16 protein-coding genes are annotated in these 23,014 nt (G+C 67.2%); 14 read left to right on the top strand and 2 right to left on the bottom strand.

Annotation, left to right across the window (positions count from 1 at the left end):
- The first annotated feature begins 1 nt into the window (after position 1).
- The 14 genes from FBY28_RS12275 to FBY28_RS12210 all read left to right on the top strand — a co-directional run bounded on the left by FBY28_RS12275 (position 2) and on the right by FBY28_RS12210 (position 18,942).
- Complete coding sequence (locus FBY28_RS12275) at positions 2-538, top strand: phosphatase PAP2 family protein (RefSeq protein WP_141867091.1); 537 nt, start codon at positions 2-4, stop codon at positions 536-538.
- Positions 535-1,455: a decaprenyl-phosphate phosphoribosyltransferase gene (locus FBY28_RS12270; protein WP_019510938.1), complete on the top strand. Its 921-nt coding sequence runs from the start codon at positions 535-537 to the stop codon at positions 1,453-1,455. Before FBY28_RS12275 ends, FBY28_RS12270 begins: the two co-directional genes overlap by 4 nt.
- 46 nt (positions 1,456-1,501) lie before the next feature.
- Complete coding sequence (gene aftB, locus FBY28_RS12265; RefSeq protein ID WP_141867089.1) at positions 1,502-3,406, top strand: terminal beta-(1->2)-arabinofuranosyltransferase; 1,905 nt, start codon at positions 1,502-1,504, stop codon at positions 3,404-3,406.
- A gap of 145 nt (positions 3,407-3,551) precedes the next feature.
- Complete coding sequence (locus FBY28_RS12260) at positions 3,552-4,508, top strand: esterase family protein (protein ID WP_216847644.1); 957 nt, start codon at positions 3,552-3,554, stop codon at positions 4,506-4,508.
- A gap of 77 nt (positions 4,509-4,585) precedes the next feature.
- A complete protein-coding gene (locus tag FBY28_RS12255) occupies positions 4,586-5,587 on the top strand; it encodes an esterase family protein (protein WP_141867087.1) in 1,002 nt (333 codons plus the stop codon).
- 108 nt (positions 5,588-5,695) lie between these two features.
- Complete coding sequence (locus FBY28_RS12250) at positions 5,696-6,583, top strand: esterase family protein (RefSeq protein WP_141867085.1); 888 nt, start codon at positions 5,696-5,698, stop codon at positions 6,581-6,583.
- A 51-nt stretch (positions 6,584-6,634) separates the two neighbouring features.
- Entirely contained in the window at positions 6,635-7,132 is a 498-nt protein-coding gene (locus tag FBY28_RS12245) for a hypothetical protein (protein WP_216847643.1), read from the top strand.
- A 32-nt stretch (positions 7,133-7,164) separates the two neighbouring features.
- Positions 7,165-8,175, top strand: a complete 1,011-nt coding sequence (gene culp6 / locus FBY28_RS12240) for a carboxylesterase Culp6 (protein ID WP_141867081.1) — start codon at positions 7,165-7,167, stop codon at positions 8,173-8,175.
- A 212-nt stretch (positions 8,176-8,387) separates the two neighbouring features.
- Positions 8,388-10,277: a long-chain-fatty-acid--AMP ligase FadD32 gene (gene fadD32, locus FBY28_RS12235; protein ID WP_019510931.1), complete on the top strand. Its 1,890-nt coding sequence runs from the start codon at positions 8,388-8,390 to the stop codon at positions 10,275-10,277.
- A gap of 61 nt (positions 10,278-10,338) precedes the next feature.
- Complete coding sequence (gene pks13, locus FBY28_RS12230) at positions 10,339-15,765, top strand: polyketide synthase Pks13 (protein WP_286177993.1); 5,427 nt, start codon at positions 10,339-10,341, stop codon at positions 15,763-15,765.
- A complete protein-coding gene (locus FBY28_RS12225; RefSeq protein ID WP_141867079.1) occupies positions 15,762-17,336 on the top strand; it encodes an acyl-CoA carboxylase subunit beta in 1,575 nt (524 codons plus the stop codon). Before pks13 ends, FBY28_RS12225 begins: the two co-directional genes overlap by 4 nt.
- 64 nt (positions 17,337-17,400) lie before the next feature.
- Positions 17,401-18,045 (top strand): dihydrofolate reductase family protein, encoded by a 645-nt coding sequence (locus FBY28_RS12220; protein WP_141867077.1) that lies wholly within the window; start codon positions 17,401-17,403, stop codon positions 18,043-18,045.
- A 19-nt stretch (positions 18,046-18,064) separates the two neighbouring features.
- Complete coding sequence (locus FBY28_RS12215; RefSeq protein WP_141867074.1) at positions 18,065-18,469, top strand: hypothetical protein; 405 nt, start codon at positions 18,065-18,067, stop codon at positions 18,467-18,469.
- 74 nt (positions 18,470-18,543) lie between these two features.
- Entirely contained in the window at positions 18,544-18,942 is a 399-nt protein-coding gene (locus FBY28_RS12210) for an RDD family protein (RefSeq protein ID WP_216847642.1), read from the top strand.
- On the opposite strand, the gene FBY28_RS12205 is transcribed toward FBY28_RS12210, so the two are convergent.
- Together FBY28_RS12205 and FBY28_RS12200 are read right to left on the bottom strand one after the other, a co-directional pair.
- Positions 18,939-19,817 carry an MBL fold metallo-hydrolase gene (locus FBY28_RS12205; RefSeq protein ID WP_141867072.1) on the bottom strand — a complete coding sequence of 293 codons (879 nt, stop codon included), beginning with the start codon at positions 19,815-19,817 and terminating at the stop codon, positions 18,939-18,941. The genes FBY28_RS12210 and FBY28_RS12205 overlap by 4 nt on opposite strands.
- A complete protein-coding gene (locus tag FBY28_RS12200) occupies positions 19,814-23,008 on the bottom strand; it encodes an arabinosyltransferase domain-containing protein (RefSeq protein ID WP_141867070.1) in 3,195 nt (1,064 codons plus the stop codon). The genes FBY28_RS12205 and FBY28_RS12200 overlap by 4 nt, the downstream gene beginning before the upstream one ends.
- Positions 23,009-23,014: the final 6 nt, after the last annotated feature.

The raw sequence follows: 23,014 nt of genomic DNA, 5'->3' as shown, positions 1-23,014 counted from the left end.
CGTGGCTGCGGATCTGGCGCCCGAAGAGGCGGCACTCGTCGCGGTTCAGTCCGCGTTGGCCGGTCGGCCCGGGGTATTGACGACCGCGCGAACCCTTTCGCACTTCGGTGAGCACAGCGCGGGCTGGGTCGGCGTCTCCGTATTGGGCGCCGTGCTGCAGCCGCAACGCCGCCGCGCCTGGCTCACCGCAGGTATCGGCGCATTCGCCGCGCACGCGGCCGCGGTGGTGATCAAGCGGGTCGTCAAGCGCAAACGTCCGCACCATCCGGCCATCGCGGTCAACGTCGGCACCCCGAGCAAGCTGAGTTTCCCCTCCGCACACGCCACGTCGACCACCGCCGCGGCCATCCTGTTGGGTCGCGTCACCGGACTCCCGTTGCCGTGGCTGCTGATTCCGCCGATGGCGCTGTCGCGCCTGGTCCTCGGCGTGCACTACCCGACCGACGTGTTGACCGGCGTTGTGGTCGGCACGGCGGTCGCCAGAACCGTGGACGCTGTCGCGGACCGCACGGCGGGCCGAAAGGAATCAGGACTGTGAGCGAAGAACCGCACCCGACTCACGCGCCACCGAAGAACCTGGCGGCGGGAATCGTCAAGGCGCTGCGCCCGCGGCAGTGGGTGAAGAACGTCTTGGTTTTCGCCGCCCCGGTGGCCGCCCTCGGCGACGACCGGTTCGTCGTCGACGATTATCGCGACGTCCTGGTCAAGGTGCTGGTGGCCTTCGTGGTGTTCAGCCTGGCCGCCTCGTCGGTGTACCTGGTCAACGATGCACGTGACGTGGAAGCCGACCGGGCGCATCCCACCAAACGGTTCCGGCCGATCGCGGCCGGTGTGGTTCCCGAATCCCTCGCCTACATCCTGGCCGTCGTGCTCGGGGTGGCCGCCCTGGTCATCTCCTGGTTCGTCTCGGCCAACCTCGCCGTGGTGATCGGCGTCTACATCGTCATCCAGCTGGCCTACTGTTTCGGCCTCAAGCACCAGCCCGTCATCGATATCTGCATCGTGTCCTCGGGGTTCCTGATCCGCGCCATCGCGGGCGGTGTGGCCGCGGGAATCCAACTCTCGCAGTGGTTCCTGCTGGTGATGGCCTTCGGTTCGCTGTTCATGGCGGCCGGCAAGCGCTACGCCGAGCTGCAACTGGCCGAGCGCACGGGTGCCAAGATCCGCAAGTCGCTGGAGAGCTACACCAGCGGCTACCTGCGCTTCGTGTGGACGCTGGCCGCCACCGCGGTGGTGCTGTGCTACGCCCTGTTCGCCTTCGAGCGCGACGGCGGTTCGGCATCGTGGTGGGCCATATCGATCATCCCGTTCACCATCGCGATCCTGCGCTATGCGGTCGACATCGACGGCGGGCACGCCGGCGAACCCGAGGAGATCGCCCTTGGCGATCGGGTGCTGCAGGTGCTCGCCCTGGCCTTGATCGGTACCGTCGGTGCGGCTGCCTACTTCAGTTGATCGGCTCGCCGCCGCGACCGCCGCACGGCTGAGCAACAGACCGGTCGTGCGCTACAGCGCCCCGGCTCGGGCCAGCCTGTGGCTGTCGGTCGTGGTGGTCGCCGTGCTGTTCGGCTGGGGTGCCTGGCAGCGCCGCTGGATGGCCGACGACGGCCTGATCGTCCTGCGCACGGTGCGGAACCTCTTGGCGGGCAACGGCCCGGTCTTCAACGTCGGTGAGCGCGTCGAGTCCAACACCTCGACGTTGTGGACCTACCTGATCACCGCGACGAGTTGGGTCGCCGGTCCGGTGCGGCTGGAGTATGTCGCACTGGCGCTTGCGCTGGGCCTCAGCGTGGCAGGCGTGGTGCTGGTGATGCTGGGCACCGCCCGCTTGTACGCACCAGCGCTCGTCGGCCGGCGAGCGTTGCTCCTACCCGCCGGTGCACTGGTCTACATCGCGGTCCCGCCGGCACGGGATTTCGCGTCATCGGGCCTGGAAAACGGACTGGTGTTGGCCTATATCGGCCTGTTGTGGTGGTTGATGGTGCGCTGGGCGCAGGCCCGGGCGCACACCGGTGCCGGCTTGACTGCGGTATTGGCCTTCGTCGCAGGCCTGAGCGTGCTGGTCCGCCCGGAGCTGGCACTGGTCGGCGGTGTCGCACTGGTGATGATGGTGCTGGCCGCGCCGGGCCGCGGCCGACGGTTGCTGATCATCGGGGCGGGCGGCGCACTTCCGGTGGCCTACCAGATCTTCCGGATGGGCTACTACGGACTGTTGGTGCCCCAGACCGCGGTGGCCAAGGACGCCTCGGGTGCGAAGTGGAGCCAGGGCCTGCTCTACCTCGGCAACTTCAACGCGCCCTATCTGCTCCTGATCCCGCTGGTGCTCCTGGTCGCGCTCGCGGTGGTGCTCGTTCTCGTGCTGATCCGTGACCGGGCGCCGCAACCCGCATCCGAGCCGACCGGATCCCGGCTTGCGCGGCTGGTTCAAAATCCCACCGCCGTAGTCGTTTTCGTGGTCGTCAGCGGCATCATCCAGGCGGTCTACTGGGTGCGCCAAGGTGGCGACTTCATGCATGGCCGGGTCCTGCTGACCGCGCTGTTCCTGATGCTGGCACCGGTGGCGGTGGTGCCGATCACGGTGCCGGAGCGGGCCGGGGTGGCGCGGCGCTCGGTGTATCTGCTGACGGGTTCGGCGAGCCTGCTGTGGCTCGGCGTCGCGGGATGGGCTCTGTGGGCGGCGAATTCGCCGGGCATGGGGGCCGACGCCACCCGGGTCACCTACTCCGGAATCGTCGACGAACGCCGGTTCTACGCTCAGGCCACCGGGCACGCTCACCCGCTGACCGCCGCGGATTACCTGGACTACCCCCGGATGCGCGCAGTGCTCGTCGCGCTGCGCAACACACCCGACGGCGCACTGCTGTTGCCCTCGGGCAACTACGACGTCTGGGATGTCGTCCCGGCCATTCCGCCACCGCCGGACAAGCCGCGTCCGCCGGGTCAAACGGGGCCGCACACAGTCTTTTTCACCAACATGGGCATGCTCGGGATGAATGTCGGGCTCGATGTGCGGGTGATCGACCAGATCGGTCTGACCAATCCGTTGGCCGCGCACACGGAGCGCTTGGAGGACGCCCGGATCGGGCACGACAAGAACCTCTTCCCGGACTGGGCGGTGGCCGAGGGGCCCTTCCTCAAGCAGCGCCCCTACATCCCGCAGTACCTCGACGAGGATTGGATCGCCCAGGCCGAGGTCGCTCTGAGGTGCCCCGACACCGAGGCCATCCTGACTTCGGTGCGCGGACCGATGGGACCACGGCGGTTCCTCTCCAACTTCTTCCACGCGATGGAGTTCGGCAGCTATCGCATCGACCGCGTTCCGCTCTACGAGCTGTACCGCTGCAAGCTGGATGCTCCTCCGCCGAAGACACCCCCGTACACCGGATTGCCCGCCACCGGACCGTGACCCAGCTAACAAGGGTTTTGCAGCTGCGGTAACGCCGCGGTTATGTTGTGCCGATAGATGAGCGTGGCCCGTAACGCCCGCAACGCGCCACCACCTGGTGACTCGGCGGGTGGCGTCACCGCTGAGATGGACGGATAGACACAGCATGCGTAGGACCCTGACTTTGCTCTCGCGTGCGCTGGCCACGATGGTCGCGCTCGCCACCGTGGCCGCGGTGCCCGCGCCGACGGCTGCGGCCTTCTCCAGGGAAGGCCTGCCGGTGGAGTACCTCGATGTGTTCTCCACCGCCATGAACCGCAACATCCGGGTCCAGTTCCAGCCGGGCGGGCCGAATGCGGTCTACCTCCTCGACGGGCTGCGTGCCCAGGACGATTACAACGGTTGGGATATCAACACCCCGGCCTTCGAGTGGTTCCACGATTCGGGCCTGTCGGTGGTGATGCCGGTGGGCGGACAGTCCAGCTTCTACAGCGACTGGTACTCCCCGTCGTCGTTCAACAGCCAGCAGTACACCTACAAATGGGAGACGTTCCTCACCAGCGAGCTTCCGCAGTGGCTGGCGGCCGAGAAGCAGATCTCGTCCGCCGGTAACGGCGTGGTCGGCCTGTCGATGGCCGGCGGCGCGGCATTGATCCTCGCGGCCTACCATCCGAACCAATTCCGTTACGCGGCATCGCTGTCGGGATTCCTCAACCCGTCGACCGCCTTCATGAAGCAGGCGATCCGGGTCGCCATGCTCGATGCCGGCGGCTACAACGTCGACAACATGTGGGGACCACCCTGGGATCCGGCGTGGAAGCGCAACGACCCCGTCGAACAGGTCGGCAAACTGGTGGCCGCTGGCACTCGGCTGTGGATTTACTGTGCGCCAGGCGGTTCCACGCCAATGGACGTCAACGGCGACCCGGCCCAGAAGTTCAACGCCGACAGCCTGGAGGGCCTGGCGATCGGCAGCAACAAGAAGTTCCAAGAGCGCTACACCGCTGCCGGCGGAACCAACGCGACCTTCGAATTCCCTGCGGCGGGCAATCATTCGTGGGTGTACTGGGGTGCCCAATTGCAAGCGCTCAAGCCGGATCTGATCGCCACCCTCGTTCGCTGAGCGGGACGTCCCAGTCAATTGTGGTTGACTACACGGGCCTTCGAGTCCGGGCCACAACAGACGGGATCCCAATACATATGACTTTCGCCGAGTGGATGCGCGGTGCCACCCGCAAAGTAACCATCGCGGCCGCCGCGGCCGCGGTGCTACCGGGTCTGGTGAGCGTCGTCGGCGACTCGGCGACTGCCGCCGCCTTCTCGCGGCCGGGTCTCGCGGTCGAGTATCTGGACGTGCCGTCGGCCGGGATGGGCCGGGATATCCGCATCCAGTTCCAGAGTGGCGGCGAGAATGCGCCGGCGGTCTACCTGCTCGACGGTCTGCGTGCCCAGGATGACTTCAACGGCTGGGATATCAACACCGCGGCATTCGAGTGGTACGACAACTCCGGACTCTCGGTGGTCATGCCCGTCGGCGGCCAGTCCAGCTTCTACTCCGACTGGTACAAGCCCGCCAAGGGCAAGAACGGCACCTACACCTACAAGTGGGAGACCTTCCTCACCCAGGAATTGCCTGCCTGGCTGCAGTCCAACAAGGCCGTCAAGCCGACGGGCAGCGCCGTGGTGGGGCTGTCGATGGCCGGCTCGGCGGCGTTGACACTGGCCATCTACCACCCCCAGCAGTTCCCCTACGCCGCGTCACTGTCCGGCTTTCTGAACCTGTCCGAGGGCTGGTGGCCGATGTTGGTGGGACTGTCGATGGGTGATGCCGGCGGATTCAAGTCCGAGGACATGTGGGGCCCGTCCAGCGATCCGGCCTGGAAGCGCAACGATCCGTACGTCAACATCGACAAGCTGATCGCCAACAACACCCGCATCTGGATCTTCTGCGGTAACGGCAAACCGTCGGACCTCGACGCCGGCGCCAGCGCGGGCAATCTCTTCAACGCGAAGTTCCTCGAGGGATTCACGCTGCGGACCAACAAGACGTTCCGCGACACCTACCTGGCCAACGGCGGCAGCAACGGTGTGTTCAACTTCCCGGAGAACGGCACCCACAGCTGGGGCTATTGGGGTTCGCAGTTGCAGGCCATGAAGCCCGACATCCAGCGCGTGTTGGGTGTGGCGCCCGCCGCCGGGTAGCTCCGGACCGCGGGTCGTTGCCGGTCGTTGCGCCGACCGCCGCTGTGGTGATGTGATTCACTACAACGCGGCGGCGGGGCAAACACACGATCGAAGACGAGGTGGGACATGAGGCTGCAGGCTCTTGCGTATGCGGTGCTGATGGCGCTGGGCCTGTGGACGGTGTCGGCGACGACGGAACCGGCCGCGCGTGCCGACGGCGTCGAGTACCTGATGGTTCCCTCCGCGGCCATGGGCCGGGCCATCCCGGTGGCGTTTCAGGGCGGCGGGCCGCATGCGGTCTTCCTGCTCGATGCCTTCAACGCCGCACCCGATGTCAGCAACTGGGTGACCGCGGGCAACGCGATGAACACCCTGGCGGGCAAGGGCATCTCGGTGGCCGCTCCGGCCGGTGGGGCCTGGAGCCTCTACACCAACTGGGAGCAGGACGGTTCCAAGCAGTGGGAGACCTTCCTGGCCACCGAGCTGCCGGACTGGCTGGCCGCCAACAAGGGACTGGCCCCCGGTGGGCACGGTGTCGTCGGCGCCTCGCAGGGCGGTACCGGTGCGCTGATGCTGGCCACCTTCCACCCGGACAGGTTCCGCTATGCCGGCTCGCTCTCGGGTTTCCTGACCCCCTCGCGCACCTTCGAGAACGGCGCGATCACCGCAGGGATGGCGCAGTACGGCGGGGTGGACACCCAGCGGATGTGGGGTCCGGTGCAGTTCGGCCGGTGGAAGTGGCATGACCCGGATGTGCACGCCCAGCTGTTGGTGGACAACAACACCCGGCTGTGGATCTTCAGCCCGCAGACCACGACCTGCAGCGACCCGGTCGCGATGATCAACGACTGTGCGCAGGCCCAAGGCAGCAACCGCACCTTCTACTCCCACTACCGCGCCATCGGCGGACGTAACGGGCATTTCGACTTCCCGGTCGACGGCCAGCACGACTGGGGTAGCTGGGCCGGTCAGCTCGCGGCCCTGTCCGGTGACCTGGCAGCGGCCATCCGCTGACGGTTTGATCACGTTCGATGGCACCGACCGAACAGCCGGTACCGTGGAATGGTGCAGCGCAACGGACGGTTCAGTGCGGGTCTGGCAAAGTGGCCGACCCTGCGGCTGACGCCCCTGCTGCTGGCCGTGGCGACGACGGCGGTCGGGGCCCTCTCATGCGGTTGTACCGCGGGGGACACCACGTTGGCGTCGGTCGGTATGCCCGCCGAGGAGTCCTCGATGGCCCGCACCGACGGGATGATGGGTGCGACCCGCTCGGGTGGGCCCAGCGAGCACCTGACGGTGACGCCGCGCCAGCAGTCCTATCTGGATGCCCTCGTCGACTCTGGTGTACACCCGTCCGATGACCTGATGGCGCTGAGCATCGGCGCCTATGTCTGCCAGGCGCGGGCGGCCAAACAGTCCGAGCAGGCGGTGTGGGATTTCGTGTTGCCACTGGTGCGCAACGATCTGCATGACGCCCATTCCAGCTCGATGATGCCGGAGGTCGGTGACGTCGACGCCGCGACCGCTGACTACATTCGCATCGCAACCGAACGGCTCTGCTGAGGCAGCGCACGGACCTCTGGAGTTAATGACGCATGGCCAATAACAGCCGACGCAAGCGGCACCGCATCCTGGCACTGATTGCCGCTGCGGCGGTCGCAGTCCTGGTGGCGGTGGTGGTCGCCGGTGTCGTGGTCTGGCTGCGCCAGCCGGATACTCCGCCGCTGGCAACCCCGGGACAGCCGACCGACGTGCCGACCGCGGTACCGCCGACCGGCAAGCCGCGGCCCGAGTTCCAGGATGCGAGCTGCCCGGATGTCCAGTTGGTGTCGATTCCGGGTACTTGGGAGTCGTCACGTCAGCTCGACCCGCTCAACCCGGTGCAGTTCCCGATCGCGCTGCTGCTGAATGTCACCAACCCGCTGCGCGCCGAGTTCGGCGCCGACCGCGTCGAGATCTACACGGTCCCCTACACCGCGCAGTTCCACAATCCGTTCTCGGCGGACGGTCAGATGTCCTACAACGACAGCCGGACCGAGGGTAAGGACGCCGCGGTGCGGGCGATCACCGATATGAACAATCGCTGCCCGCTGACCAGCTACGTCCTGGTCGGTTTTTCCCAGGGCGCGGTGATCGCCGGCGATCTGGCCAGCGATATCGGCAACGGTCGTGGGCCGGTCGATCAGGATCTGGTGCTCGGGGTGACCCTGATCGCCGACGGCCGGCGGCAGGAGGGGGTGGGGCAGAACCTGCAGCCCAATGCCCCGGGCCAGGGTGCCGAGATCACCCTGCACGAGGTGCCGATGCTCGCGGCGATGGGCCTGGCGATGACCGGACCGCGCGACGGTGGATTCGGCGAGCTGGACAACCGGACCTATCAGATCTGCGCCAACGGTGACCTGATCTGCGCGGCACCGGAATCGGCGTTCTCGATCGTGAACCTGCCTGCGACGATCAACACCCTGCTCGGCAGCACCGCGGGCCCGGTACACGCGCTCTACAACACACCGCAGTTCTGGCAGATGGACGGTCAGACCTCTACCCAGTGGACGCTCGGCTGGGCGCGCGATCTGCTGCAGAACGCGCCGGAGCCCAAGCACGGTTGAGCCGAGATACCGGTCGGGCCACATCCCCGTCGCTTCGCCCGCCTTGGAGCCGACTCGCCGGTAACCAGATTTGGCCTGCGCGAATCGAACAATTAACATTAAGAGAAAACTAAGAGTGGCGTGTCGTCGGGCGCAGGCTCGAACACGCTCCACCGGTACGCTTTCCCACGTTCGGGGGCGACCATGAGAAGTGTGCGTGACAGGAGTATTTGATGCCGTTTCACAATCCGTTCATCAAGAACGGACAGATCAAGTTCCCTGAGAGCGCCAGTGTCGTCGCCCACGTCGAGCGCTGGGCGAAGGTACGCGGTGACAAGCTGGCCTATCGCTTCCTGGACTTCTCCACCGAGCGCGACGGTGTTGCGCGTGAGCTGACCTGGTCGCAGTTCAGCGCCCGCAACAGGGCCGTTGCCGCGCGCCTGCAGCAGGTCACCGCCGAGGGCGACCGGGTGGCCATCCTCAGCCCGCAGAACCTCAACTACCTGGTAGCCATGTACGGCGCCATCTACGCCGGCCGTATCGCGGTGCCGCTGTTCGATCCTTCCGAGCCCGGTCACGTCGGCCGGTTGCATGCCGTGCTCGACGACTGCAAGCCCTCGGCGATCCTGACCACCACCGATGCCGCCGAGGGTGTGCGCAAGTTCTTCCGCACCCGTCCGGCCAACCAGCGCCCCCGCGTCATCGCCGTCGATGCGGTGCCCGACGATGTGGCCGCCACCTGGGAGCGCCGCGACGTATCGAACGACACCGTGGCCTACCTGCAGTACACCTCGGGCTCCACCCGCATCCCGACCGGTGTGCAGATCACCCACCTCAACCTGGCCACCAACATCGTCCAGATCATCGAGGCGCTGGAGGGCGAGGAGGGGGACCGGGGCCTGTCCTGGCTGCCGTTCTTCCACGACATGGGCCTGATCACCGCGCTGCTGGCGCCGATGATCGGCCACCACTTCACCTTCATGACCCCGGCCGCGTTCGTGCGACGGCCCGCCCGCTGGATCCGGGAGATGGCACGTAAGCCCGATGACACCGGTGGCGTCATCTCGGTGGCCCCGAACTTCGCCTTCGACCATGCCGCCGCGCGTGGGCTGCCCAAGGACGGCGAGCCGCCGCTGGACCTGTCCAATGTCAAGGCCGTCCTCAACGGCAGTGAGCCGATCTCCGCGGCCACCGTGCGTCGCTTCAACGAGGCGTTCGGTCCCTACGGTTTCCCGGCCAAGGCCATCAAACCGTCCTACGGTCTGGCCGAGGCGACGCTGTTCGTGTCCACCACCCCGGCCGCCGAAGAGCCCAAGATCATCAACGTGGACCGCGACGCGCTCAACACGGGCACCATCGTCGAGGTCGACGCCGATTCGCCCAAGGCGGTCGCGCAGGCCTCGGCAGGCAAGGTCGGTGTCTCCGAGTGGGCGGTGATCGTCGATGCCGAGTCCGCGACCGAGCTGCCCGACGGCCAGATCGGTGAGATCTGGATCAGCGGCCAGAACATGGGCACCGGGTACTGGGGTAAGCCCGAGGCCACGGTGGAGACATTCCAGAACACGCTGAAATCGCGCACCACCCCGTCGCACGCCGAGGGCGCGGCCGATGACGCCACCTGGGTGCGCACCGGCGACTACGGCGCCTTCTACGACGGCGACCTCTACATCACCGGTCGCGTCAAGGATCTGGTGATCATCGACGGCCGCAACCACTACCCGCAGGATCTGGAGTACTCCGCACAGGAGGCGTCCAAGGCGGTGCGCACCGGTTTCGCCGCGGCGTTCTCGGTACCGGCCAACCAGTTGCCCGCCGAGGTCTTCGACGACACCCACGCAGGTCTGAAGTTCGATGCCGAGGACAGCTCCGAGCAGCTGGTCATCGTCGCCGAGCGGGCGGCCGGCTCGCACAAGATGGAGCTCGGACCGGTCATCGACGACATCCGCGCCGCCATCGCGGTGCGCCACGGTGTCACCGTCCGCGATGTCCTGCTCACCCCCGCCGGTGCCATCCCGCGTACCTCCAGCGGCAAGATCGGCCGACGGGCCTGCCGCGCCGCTTATCTCGATGGCAGCCTGCGCAGCGGCAAGATCGCCAACGATTTCCCCGACGAGACGGACTGAGGCACATTCAGTTCCTCACCGCGCCACCCAGGCCGCACGGCGGCGAAAGTGAACAGTGAAAATGACTGAAGCGCAAGATAATTCGCAGACCGACGGCAACTTGCCCGCGGTGTCCGGGTCGGCATCGGACGCCGTTGCCCCCGCTCGTGGTGACATGACCGTTGCCGAGATGCGTGAATGGCTGCGCAACTGGGTCGCCAACGCCACGGGTCAGCCCGCGGACTCCATCAACGAATCGGCCCCGGTGGTCGAACTCGGGCTGTCCTCTCGTGACGCCGTGGCCATGGCCAGCGATATCGAGGATCTGACCGGCGTCACGCTGACCGCCACCGTGGTGTTCCGCAACCCGACCATCGAGGCGCTGGCGACCGTCATCGTCGAGGGTGAGCCCGAGCCCGTCATCGACAACGACGAGGACTGGACCCGCGCCCCCGGTGTCGAGGACATCGCTATCGTCGGGCTGGCCGCCAGGTTCCCCGGTGAGATGAACAGCGCCGAGGCGATGTGGGCGGCGCTGTTGGAGGGCCGCGACGCCAGCTCGGACCTGCCAGCGGGCCGCTGGTCGGAGTTCCTCGGCGAGCCGCGTATCGCCGAGCGGGTGGCCAAGGCGCACACCCGCGGCGGCTACCTCTCCGATATCAAGGGTTTCGACTCCGAGTTCTTCGCCTTGTCGAAGATGGAGGCCGACAACATCGATCCGCAGCAGCGGATGGCCCTCGAGCTCACCTGGGAGGCGCTCGAGCACGCGCGCATCCCGGCCTCGAGCCTGCGCGGCGGCGATGTCGGTGTCTACGTGGGCAGCTCGAACAACGACTACATGTTCCTCGCCGTCGCCGACCCGACCACCGCGCACCCGTATGCCATCACCGGCACCGCCAGCTCGATCATCGCCAACCGGGTGTCCTATTTCTACGACTTCCGCGGCCCGTCGGAGTCCATCGACACCGCATGCTCGTCCTCGCTGGTCGCCGCGCACCAGGGTGTACGCGCGCTGCGCTCCGGTGAGATCGACGTCGCGATCGTCGGCGGCGTGAACGCCATGGTGACCCCGCTGGTCACCATCGGTTTCGACGAGGTCGGCGGGGTGCTGGCCCCGGACGGCCGATGCAAGTCGTTCTCCTCGGATGCCAACGGCTACGCCCGATCCGAGGGCGGCGGCATGCTGGTGCTCAAGCGGGTCTCCGATGCGCGCCGCGACGGTGACGAGATCATCGCCGTCATCGCAGGCAGTGCGGTCAACCACGACGGCCGCTCCAACGGCATGCTGGCACCCAACCCGGATGCCCAGGAGGCGGTGCTGCGCAAGGCCTACAAGGACGCCGGGATCAACCCGCGCGATGTCGACTACATCGAGGCGCACGGCACCGGCACCATCCTGGGCGACCCGATCGAGGCCGACGCGCTCGGCCGGGTCGTCGGGCGCGGCCGAGCCGATGACAAGCCCGCGCTGCTCGGTGCGGTGAAATCCAATGTGGGCCACCTGGAATCGGCGGCCGGCGCGGCCAGCCTGGCAAAGATGGCGCTGTCGCTGCAGCATGACAAGCTGCCGCCGTCGATCAACTACGCGGGTCCCAACCCGTACATCGACTTCGACAAGGAACACCTCAAGGTCAACGACACCGTCTCGGACTGGCCCCGCTACAGCGGACACGCCATCGCGGGGGTGTCCGGTTTCGGCTTCGGTGGCGCCAACGCGCACCTGGTGCTGCGCGAGGTGCTGGCCTCAGATCTGGTCGAGCCCGAGCCGGAAAGCCCTGTCGCCGAAGACGAGTCGTCTGCTGCGCCCGATGCTGCCGATCAGCTGAATCTCAGCGGCCGGCGGATGGACGAATACGGCGAGTTCGTCGAGGACGAGCCCGAGTACCCCAGCTACGACGATGACAACTACGAACTGCCCGGCCTGACCGAGGAGGCCCAGCGCCTCATCGAGGAGGGCCGCGCCGCGCTCGCCGCCGCCGAGCCCGCCAGACCTGTTGTGCCGCTGTTCGTCTCGGGCTTTTTGACCTCCCGCAAACGCAGCACCGCCGCCGAGCTCGCCGATTGGATCGACAGCGAGGCCGGGCGTGCCTCCTCGCTCGAATCGATCGGTCGTTCGCTGTCGCGGCGTAACCACGGCCGCTCTCGGGCCGTCGTGCTGGCCCACGACCACGACGAGGCCGTCAAGGGTCTGCGGGCGCTGGCCGATGGCAAGCAGAGCCCGCTGGTGCTGGCCGCCGATGGCCCGGTCACCAACGGCCCGGTGTGGGTGTTCGCCGGATTCGGTGCCCAGCACCGCAAGATGGGCAAGGACCTCTACCTGCGTGACGAGGTGTTCGCCGAGTGGATCAACAAGGTGGACGCCCTCATCCAGGACGAGCGCGGCTATTCGATCGTCGAGCTCATCCTCGACGATGCGATCGACTACACGGCAGAGACCTGCGAGTACCCGATCGAGGTCGTCCAGACCGTGATCTTCGCGCTGCAGATCGGGCTCGGTGAGCTGCTGCGCCACCACGGCGCCACACCCGGTGCGGTGGTGGGCCAGTCGCTCGGCGAGGCGGCAGCGGCCTACTTCTCCGGTGGCCTGTCACTGGCCGATGCCACCCGGACCATCTGCTCGCGCGCTCACCTGATGGGTGAGGGTGAGGCGATGCTGTTCGGTGAGTACATCCGGCTGATGGCGCTGGTCGAGTACTCGGCCGAGGAGATCAAAACGGTCTTCTCCGATTTCCCCGGGCTGGAGGTGTGCGTCTACGCGGCACCGACCCAGACGGTGATCGGTGGTCCGCCCGAGCAGATCGACGCGATCATCGAGCGCGCGGAATCGGAGGGCAAGTTCGCCCGCAAGCTGCAGACCAAGGGCGCCAGCCACACCCAGCAGATGGACCCGCTGCTCGGCGAGCTGTCCGCGGAGATCCAGGGTATCGAGGCCCGGCCTCTGCAGACCGGCTACTTCTCCACCGTGCACGAGGGCCAGTTCGTCCGGGCCGGAGCCGAACCCATCCACGATGTCGAGTACTGGAAGAAGGGGCTGCGCCACAGCGTCTACTTCACCCACGGCATCCGCAACGCCGTCGACAACGGGTACACCACCTTCCTGGAGCTCGCGCCGAATCCGGTGGCGCTCATGCAGGTCGGGCTGACGACGGCCAGCGCTGGGCTCCATGACGCGCAATTGATCGCGACGCTGGCGCGCAAGCAGGACGAGGTCGATTCGATGACCACGGCGCTGGCGCACCTGTACGTGTACGGCCACAACATGGATCCGCGGTCGCTGTTCCCGCGTCGTAGTCGAGGCCTGGCCGGTGCGCTGGACTTCGCCGATATCCCGCTGACCCGGTTCAAGCGCAAGGAGCACTGGCTCGACGCCCGCTTCACCGGGGACAGCTCGGTCGTCGCACCGGGGACCCATGTGGCCACCCCGGACGGCAGGCATGTCTGGGAGTACGCGCCCAGCGGCGCGGCCGATCTGGCCGGCCTGGTGAAGGCCGCTGCGACACAGGTGCTTCCGGATGCGGTGTTGACCGCCGCCGAGCAGCGTGCGGTGCCCGCGGACAACGCCCGGCTGGTGACGACGTTGACCCGCCATCCCGGTGGGGCGTCGGTGCAGGTGCACGCCCGTATCGAGGAGTCCTTCACCCTCGTCTACGACGCCATCGTCAGCCGCGGTGGTCAACAGACCGCGCTGCCGACGGCAGTCGGGGTGGGCACGGTCGCCGAGATCGCCGCTGCCGCACCGGCACCCGTCGAGGAGCCCGAAGAGAACAGCCCGGCCTTCGAGGCCGACAACCTCACCGCCGGGGCCAATCTGGGTTCGGATTTCGCGAAGTGGAACCCCGAATCGGGGGAGACGGTCGGGCAACGGTTGGGCACCATCGTCGGCAGCGCCATGGGGTATGAGCCCGAGGATCTGCCCTGGGAGGTGCCGCTGATCGAGCTGGGCCTGGATTCGCTGATGGCGGTGCGCATCAAGAACCGGGTCGAATACGACTTCGACATGCCGCCGATCCAGCTGACCGCGGTGCGTGACGCGAACCTGTACGCGGTGGAGAAGTTGATCCAGTACGCGATCGAGCACCGCGACGAGGTCAGCGCGCTGGCCGAGGCCCAGAAGGGGCAGTCCGCCGAGGAGATCGCGGCCGCGCAGGCCGAGCTGATGGGCGGGGCGACCACGGTCGCCGAGCTGGAGGCGAAACTCGCAGAGTCGGGACATCCTCTCGGGGACACCGAGAAGGAGACCACCGAGTCGCTTGCCGAGGTGGGGATCGAGATCCCGCCCCCGGCCTCCGATGTCGCCGGCATCCCGGCTCCGGCCTCTGATGTCGCCGGCGTCCCGGCTCCGCCGACCGATCCGAGCGGGCCCAAGAAGGCGACCGCCGCCGCAGCCGCGGCGAAGGTGCTCACCCAGGAGGCCGTCACCGAGGCACTCGGAGCCGACGTGCCCCCACGTGATGCCGCCGAGCGTGTCACGTTCGCGACGTGGGCGATCGTCACCGGCAAGTCCCCTGGCGGCATCTTCAACGAGCTGCCCGATGTCGACGAGGCGACCGCGGCCAAGATGTCGGCGCGGCTGACCGAGCGGGCCGAGGGTCCGATCAGCGTCGAGCAGGTGCGGTCGGCCAAGACCATCGAAGAACTGGCCACCCACGTTCGCGACCAGCTCGAGGACGGACTCGTCGACGGTTTCGTGCGGACCCTGCGCCCGCCGACCGATGGATCGAAGGCGCTACCTCTGTTCGTCTTCCACCCCGCCGGCGGGTCGACGGTGGTCTACGAACCGCTGATCAAGCGGTTGCCCGCCGACATCCCGGTGTACGGCATCGAGCGGGTCGAAGGTTCCATCGAGGAGCGGGCCGCCGAATACGTGCCCAAACTCCTTGAGCTGCATGACGGCCCGTTCGTGCTGGCCGGGTGGTCCCTTGGCGGCGCGCTGGCGTATGCCTGCGCCATCGGCCTCAAGCGGGCCGGTGCCGATGTCCGATTCGTCGGTCTGATCGATCTGGCCCTGCCCGGCGAGCCGATCGACCAGTCCAAGGAGGGGATGCGGGCCCGTTGGGACCGTTACGCCCTGTTCGCCGAGCGCACCTTCAACGTCGAGATCCCGGAAATCCCGTACGAGGAACTGGAAAAGCTCGATGACGAGGGCCAGGTCAAGTACGTGCTCGACATCGTCGCTCAGAGCGGGGTGCAGATCCCCGGCGGCATCATCGAGCACCAGCGCACCTCGTACCTGGACAACCGCGCGCTGGCCACCATCGAGATCCAGCCCTACGACGGCCACGTCACGCTGTATCTCGCCGACCGCTATCACGATGACGCCATCGTCTTCGAACCCGCCTACGCCACCCGGAAACCCGACGGCGGCTGGGGCGACTACGTCGACGATCTCGAGGTGGTGCCCATCGGTGGTGAGCACATCCAGGCCATCGACGAGCCCTATATCGCCAAGGTCGGCGCGCACATGAGCGAAGCCCTCAACCGCATCGAAGCGAAGAAGGAAACCCCGTGACGGAAACTCCCGTACAGCCGAAGACCGCGACCACTGCGGAGAAACTGGCCGAGCTGCGCGAAAAGCTGGAGCTGGCCAAGGATCCCGGTGACGAGAAGGCCAAGGCGCGGCGCGACAAAAAGGGCATTCCCAGTGCCCGCGCGCGTATCCACGCGCTGCTGGATCCGGGCAGCTTCCTGGAGATCGGTGCGCTGGCCCGCACACCCGGCGATCCGAACGCCTTCTACGGCGACGGTGTGGTGACCGGACACGGCACCATCGACGGCAGGCCGGTCGGTGTGTTCAGCCATGACCAGACGGTGTTCCAGGGCTCGGTCGGTGAGATGTTCGGCCGCAAGGTGGCCAAGCTGATGGAGTGGGTGGCCATGGTCGGGTGCCCGATCATCGGCATCAACGACTCGGCCGGCGCGCGCATCCAGGACACCGCGACATCGTTGGCCTGGTACGCCGAACTGGGCCGCCGCCACGAGATGCTGCGCGGCCTGGTGCCCGAGATCTCGCTGATCTTCGGCAAGTGTGCCGGCGGTGCGGTGTACTCGCCGATCCAGACCGATCTCGTTGTGGCCGTGCGTGATCAGGGCTACATGTTCATCACCGGTCCCGACGTGATCAAGGACGTCACCGGCGAGGACGTCACCTTCGACGAGCTCGGCGGCGCCGATGTGCAGGCCCGGCGCGGCAACATCCACAAGGTGGTCGAGTCCGAAGCCGCGGCCTACCAGTACGTCCGGGATTACCTGAGCTTCCTGCCTGCCAACCACTTCGACGATGCGCCGATCGTCAATCCGGGCCTGGAGCCCGAGATCACCGCGCACGACCTCGAACTCGACACCATCGTGCCGGACTCGGACAACATGGGTTACGACATGCACGAGATCCTGCTGCGGATCTTCGACGACGGTGATGTCTTCGAGATCTCCGATCAGCGCAGCCCCTCGATGATCACCGCGTTCGCCCGCGTCGACGGTCGCCCGGTCGGCGTGATCGCCAACCAGCCGATGCACATGTCGGGCGCGGTCGGAAACGAGGCGTCGGACAAGGCGGCCGGTTTCATCCGGTTCTGTGACTCGTTCAACCTGCCGCTGGTGTTCGTCGTCGACACCCCGGGTGCCATGCCCGGTGTCGCCGAGGAGGAGGGCGGCATCATCAAACGCGGTGGCCGTTTCTTCAACGCCATCGTCGAGGCCGATGTGCCCAAGGTGACCATCATCGTGCGCAAGGCCTACGGCGGCGGTTACGCCGTGATGGGCTCCAAGCAGCTCTCCGCGGACCTCAACTTCGCCTGGCCGACCGCACGCATCGCCGTGATCGGCGCCGAAGGTGCGGCCCAGCTGTTGGTGAAGCGTTTCCCGGATCCGACTTCGCCCGAGGTGCAGAAGATCCGTGCCGACTTCATCGAGGGTTACAACCTGAACCTGGCGACCCCGTGGATCGCGGCCGAACGCGGCTATATCGACGGTGTCATCGAACCGCACGAGACGCGACTGCTGATCCGTAAGTCGCTGCGGCTGCTGCGCGACAAGCAGCCCGTGAAGAAGGTGCTCCGCAAGCACGGTCTGACCCCGCTGTAATCGCCGGCGATACGCCACCGTCGGTGCGCGATGAGTTTTCGGGCCGGCGGTGGTCGTATGTGGCATGACACGGATCACCGCAGGCCTGTTCATCTCGCTCGACGGCGTGGTGGAGGCACCCGATCAATGGCATTTCCCGTACTTCAACGACGAGATGGGTGCCGCCGTCGATGCCCAGCTGGGCTCGGCGGAGACCATCCTGCTCGGCCGCACCACCTACGACAGCTTCGTCGGTGCCTGGCCGCAGCGCGAGGCCGACGGTGGTGAGGACGCCGAGTTCGCGAAGAAACTCGGCGACACCCGCAAGATCGTGGTGTCGCGGCAGCGGCTGAGTTTCGGGCCCGGGGCGAGCGAAGCGACGGGGGACAAGCCCGGGGCGAGCTATGACTGGCGCAATTCCGAACAGCTGCAGGGTGAGTTGCTCACCGGCGTGCGGGAGTTGAAGGCGCAGCCGGGTGGAGACATCGGGATCGCCGGATCGGTGTCGGTGGTCCGCGAACTGCTGGCCGCCGGCCTGCTCGACGAACTGCATCTGTTGGTGCACCCCATCGTGGTGGGCACCGGGGCCCGGCTGTTCCGCGACGCGGACGCGCTGCCATTGAAACTGTTGAGTTCGACCGCATTCCGGACCGGTGTGGTGCACTGCGTCTACACCAAGGACGATGGGGCACCGAACGGTTCCTACGAGGACGCCAAACAACACCTCTAGCAGGCACTACGATGCAACGATGTCCGATGCCGTGCATCCGGCGGTCACCGTCGCACTCGGGGCCGTCGCCGTGGCGTGCGACGGAGTGGCCGTGGCGTACAGCGCCGCGGAACGGCTGCCTGTCGTCGGGGGTTGGTTGCATCGCAGCCGTGTCGAACTGACCGCACGGGGCGAACGGGTGGTGGCCGCCGGCATCGAGACGATTCTGGACCAGATCGACCTCAACGCGGTGGCCCGCGACCGACTGGACCTGGTCGGTCTTGCCGATGAGGTGGTCGATGGTATCGACCTGCCCGCGATCATCCGCACGTCCACGGACTCGGTCACCGCCGAGGTGATGACCGATGTGCGCAGTCAGGGCGAGCGTGCCGACGATGCGGTCGCCGGATTCGTCGACCGGCTGCTCGGACGGGACGTGCGATGACATCGAGACGTTCGCTCGGCAAGCCTCGCTCGGGGTCGGTTGGTTCGCTCGGCAAGCCTCGCTCGGCGGGCATCGTGAGCCGCGGGGCCGCCGCGGTCCTGGACATCGTCGTCGTCGCAGTGGTGCTGGGCGCACTGTACGTGGGCCTCGTCCTGGTCCGACTGATGTTCAATCCCACCTCTTTCAGCCTGCCCACGGTCAACGCGGTGTTCTCCACCGCCGTCATGTTCACCGTCGCGGTGCTCTATCTGGCCGGCTGCTGGACGGTGTCGGGTTGCACGGCTGGTGCGGCGTTCATGGGCCTGCGGGTGACCGGACGTCACGGTGATCGGCTGGCACCGGTGCTCGCGGCCATCCGCGCGGCGGCCTGCGTGCTCTTTCCCCTGGGCCTGTTGTGGGTGATCGTCGACAGGCGTCGGCGATCACTGCAGGACATCGTCCTGGGCAGCCGGGTCGTCTATCTCAGGTCCTAGATCGGTTCGATATCCAGCCAGTCGTCCACCTGGAAGGCATCGCCGCGCGCCACCAACGTGGCCCCGCCGTGGCCGGGATAGTGCGCAGGGATGACGGTGGCACGGCGGCGCGCCGCCTCGGTGAACACCCGCGTGCGGGTGGCGACGGCCTGTGCGGCATCGCAATCGAAGGCGCAGGCGTCACCTGGGCGCGGAATCTGGATGGCGCAGTGGGTCAGGTCGCCGACGAAGACCGCGGGTGCACCGGCGTCCAGCCACAGCACCGACGAGCCGGGCGTGTGGCCGGCGGCCGGCCGCAACCACACCGATTCGCTCAGCTGATGGTCACCGCCGAACAGTTCGACCTGCCCGGCCTCGTACACCGGAGCCACGCTGTCATCGAAGACGATGCGCGTCGCGTCGTCACACCCGGCACCGTCGGGGCCGAAGTACCGAAAGTCCGCCTCCGGCATCAGGTATCGCGCGTTGGGGAAGGTCGGCGTCCATTCGGCGCCATCGGCTCGGGTGTTCCACCCGACGTGATCGCTGTGCAGGTGGGTGTTCACCACGACGTCGACGCTCTCGGGTGACACACCGGCCGAATCCAGCGCGGCCAGAAAGCCGGTGTCCAACCCGTCGAGCACCGGGATCGCCGGGCGCCGTTTACCGTTGCCGACCCCGGTGTCGATCAGGATGCGCAACCCGTCGACGTCGAGCACCCAGGTTTGGATGGCGACGCGCCAGGTGTGGGCCTCCAGGTCGACGAAGCTGGGCGCGAGCAGGTCGGCATTCTCGGCCCATGCGTGTTCCGGTGTGCCGCCGAACATCGTGAAACCCGGCGCGAACGACGTCTCCACCACCCGGCTCAGAACGGCGTTGCCCAGGCGCGTGCTCACGGCCCGATCCGGATGTCACCGGGGGAGTACAGACCCGAGTGTGTGCTGGTGCCCAGTTCGATCTCGGCGGGCTCCGCATCGACGATCGTGTCGAAGCGGCGCAGCGAACCCCAGTCCTGCCCCCAGTCGTGGGACAGGTAGGTCGACATCACCGATGCCCGCAGCAGCAGATCGGTGATTCCCAGCAGGCCGCCGTTGATACCGTCCTGCCAGGTGTCGGTGCTCTGCAGCTTGGCGTAGTAGTCCGGGGAGATGCGGAACTTCGGCACCTCGGTCACCCCGTTGGCGTGCAGCATCGGCCGCTGGCACGGGAACGCCATGCCCACCGCCCAGTCCATCAGGACCGGCTGGGTGGAACCGACGTACTCCTGCACCGAGCGGACCTCCGGCACACGCGGCGGTGTCACCGCGATCCAGTCGCCTTGGCCGAGCGACAGATCCTCGGCGATGACCCGCACTGCCACGGCATCGGCGGGGATCTGGGCCCGCGGGTAACGCAGGTTGCGCCACGACGGGGTGGGTCCGATGTCGTAGGGGGCGACCCGGCCTGCGGGCACGGGTACACCGTCGGGACCGGCGGTCGCATATTCCAGCTCGACGGTCTGGCCGGTGGTGAGTCCCTTGGCCACGCTGGTGCCGGTGATGGTGCCCGCGGCGGTGATGACGACGAGTGGATGCGCGTCGTCGGCGGCGGGTAGTTCGTACCATGCCGAGGCCAGTCGGCTTTCCTGTTGCGCGCCGGTGGAATAGGTGCCTGCCACCGGCACCCGGGCGGGATCGAGCCCGTAGGGCAGCGGTACCCGGGATCCGTTGATCCCCGGGCGCGACAACCGCACCGGACGGTTCCAGTCGTAATCGGTGCCCGGCTGCGGGTTGTTCAACCGAATCGCCTCGGCGATGATGCGATCGGGCACCCCGTCGGGGCTGAACCCGGCCGGATCGGTGCCGCCCAGCGGGCCCAGCGGTCCGTAGTCGCCGGGGAGTGCGCGCAGGAAGCCGTCGTTGGAATTCGGTTCGACGAGGACATCGTCGGCCATCCCGCAGCCACCGGCGAACGCCCGGATGTTGGCCCAGCCGTTGGAGTATGTCGGGTATTGGCGGACGACACCGATGGCCATCGACGCGACAAAGAGCACGACCATGAAGCCGGCGGCCAACGGAACCGGTGCGGCCGTGAGCCGATCGACCAGCCGTGATTCGGTCTTGCCCGACACGTGCAGCCAGAAGGCCCACAGCGCCGCGACACCGAACAGCGCGAAGAACATCGTGCTGACGGTGACACCGCCGATCGCGGGCACCGAATTGTTGAACGGCACGCCGAAGTTGGAGACGTACCACCATCCGTTGACAGATGCGAAGCACAGTGCCAGCACGAAGAACACCAAGGCCAGAAAGGCCATCCGGTTACGCGCCGAACGCAGGATCGCGGGCGAGACCATCACGGTGGCCAGCGCCGCCATCGCTCCGCCGACCGCGGCGAACAGGCCGAAGTGGTGGATCCACTTGGTCGGGGTGAACATCAGGAAGAAGATCGTCGCGAAGATGATGCCCATCAGTCGCCAGGCCGGACCCCGCGCGATGCCCGCGATCCGCTTGCGGCGCAACATCATGAACAACGACGGGAAGAGGCACAGCGCGGTGAACAGGAAGGCGAACCGCCGCGAGATGGCACCGTCGACGGTCGGCAGCACCAGGTAGTAGTAGCGCAGGTTCTCGGTATACCACTCCTGGCTGGGGCCGATGGCCGTCCGGATCCTGGTGGCCTCCAGCACCGTCGCGAGCGTCTGGTCGGCGAACACCACCGCCAGGATCACGGTGCCGGCGGCCAGGAGTGGTGCCAGCAGCGGCCACAGGCCGACGGTATGCCGCCTGCGCATGATGATCCGCAGGATGGGTCGGCCGCCGGCGACCAATGCCGCCACCGCGATCAGCCCGGTCGGCTGGATACCGAGGGTGAACGCGGCCGAGAAGATCGCCAGCGCGGCCGGGGTGAGCCGGCCCGAGGTGACGGCGCGTTCGATGAGGACGTAGGTGATCAGCGCACCGGTGGCGATCTGCCCTTCCGGACGCAGCCCGTTGTTGAACGGCATCCATGCGCCGATCAGGACCAGGCCCGCCGCCCACAGCGCGGGCCTGCTGGCGATGACGGCCGGGCCGAGGCGGGGCAGCACTTCCCGCGACAGCAACACCCAGCAGACCAGTGAACAGATCAGATCCGGCAGCCGCATCCAGATGCCTGCGGTGCTCACCTGCGACATCAACGCCAGGACGTTGTAGTACCAGCCGAACGGATCCTCCGGGACACCGAACCACCGGAAGTAGTTGGCCATGTACCCGGAATGCTCGGCGGTACGTGCCATCTGCATCTGGTAGCCGTCATCGGAGGAGTTGGTGCCGATGATGTACCAGAGGAAGAACACGCCCACGACGAAAACGTCCACCGCGGTGAACGTCCGCCAGCGGGTCGGGATGAGGCGCCGCATCCGTCGGCCGTCCGTGCGGTCCAACCGCCACAGTGCAAGCAGCGCAATGAAAGTGGACAGGATCGCCAGCACGATCGCCGCGAGCTTCGCCGGTGTCGGGTGTGTGGTGAATCGGGTGTCGATATCGGCCGACAGCGACAACCCTTGCGGGGCAGGTCCGGTGAGGTCGGTGAACACGCCCACGATGGCCGGCCGCAGATTGGGGTCCGGGTAGCCGGTCCGCTGCGGTGAACCGTCATCCTTGGTCAGGCCGACGAAATCGGCATACGTGCCATCGTGGTCGGAGACGATCTCGATTCTCGAGCAACCGCCGATCCGGTCGCGTTCGACGCTGGCCACCACCACGTTGCGGACGATGACGTCGACGCGGTCCTCACCGGCGGTCACCAGCATCGCGTTCAGCGCCGCATCCCGTCCCTTGGCGGGCGCGGTACCCATGATCAGGCCGCCGTCGGCCGGCATGCCCTGGATCACCGAACAGGGCACCGTCGCGGTCAGGCTGACCGGTGCCTGCGAGATCAGCGGTGCGGTGACGTTGTCCAGCTTGTTGTTCTGCGGCCAATTGAGCGTCGCGGTGGTCTGGGTGACCGGCAACAGCGGAACCGCCACCGCCATCACGAAACCCAGCAGACCCGCGATCACCGCGACCCACCTTGCGATCTGGACGTCACGGGCCGGCGCCTGTCGTTCCGACTCAGGCGTACTCACGGCAGG

Source organism: Arthrobacter sp. SLBN-53 (assembly GCF_006715585.1).
GTDB lineage: Bacteria > Actinomycetota > Actinomycetes > Mycobacteriales > Mycobacteriaceae > Mycobacterium > Mycobacterium neoaurum_A.
The sequence above is the reverse complement of the archived record's forward strand: the minus strand, read 5'-3'. Positions and strand labels throughout refer to the sequence as shown.

Bases quoted from the DNA above. Each gene is read 5' to 3' on its own strand.
- FBY28_RS12250 (WP_141867085.1), top strand. From the start codon at position 5,696: ATGAGGCTGCAGGCTCTTGCGTATGCGGTGCTGATGGCGCTGGGCCTG.
- FBY28_RS12220 (WP_141867077.1), top strand. From the start codon at position 17,401: ATGACACGGATCACCGCAGGCCTGTTCATCTCGCTCGACGGCGTGGTG.
- FBY28_RS12215 (WP_141867074.1), top strand. From the start codon at position 18,065: ATGTCCGATGCCGTGCATCCGGCGGTCACCGTCGCACTCGGGGCCGTC.
- fadD32 (WP_019510931.1), top strand. From the start codon at position 8,388: ATGCCGTTTCACAATCCGTTCATCAAGAACGGACAGATCAAGTTCCCT.
- pks13 (WP_286177993.1), top strand. From the start codon at position 10,339: ATGACTGAAGCGCAAGATAATTCGCAGACCGACGGCAACTTGCCCGCG.
- culp6 (WP_141867081.1), top strand. From the start codon at position 7,165: ATGGCCAATAACAGCCGACGCAAGCGGCACCGCATCCTGGCACTGATT.
- FBY28_RS12260 (WP_216847644.1), top strand. From the start codon at position 3,552: ATGCGTAGGACCCTGACTTTGCTCTCGCGTGCGCTGGCCACGATGGTC.
- FBY28_RS12255 (WP_141867087.1), top strand. From the start codon at position 4,586: ATGACTTTCGCCGAGTGGATGCGCGGTGCCACCCGCAAAGTAACCATC.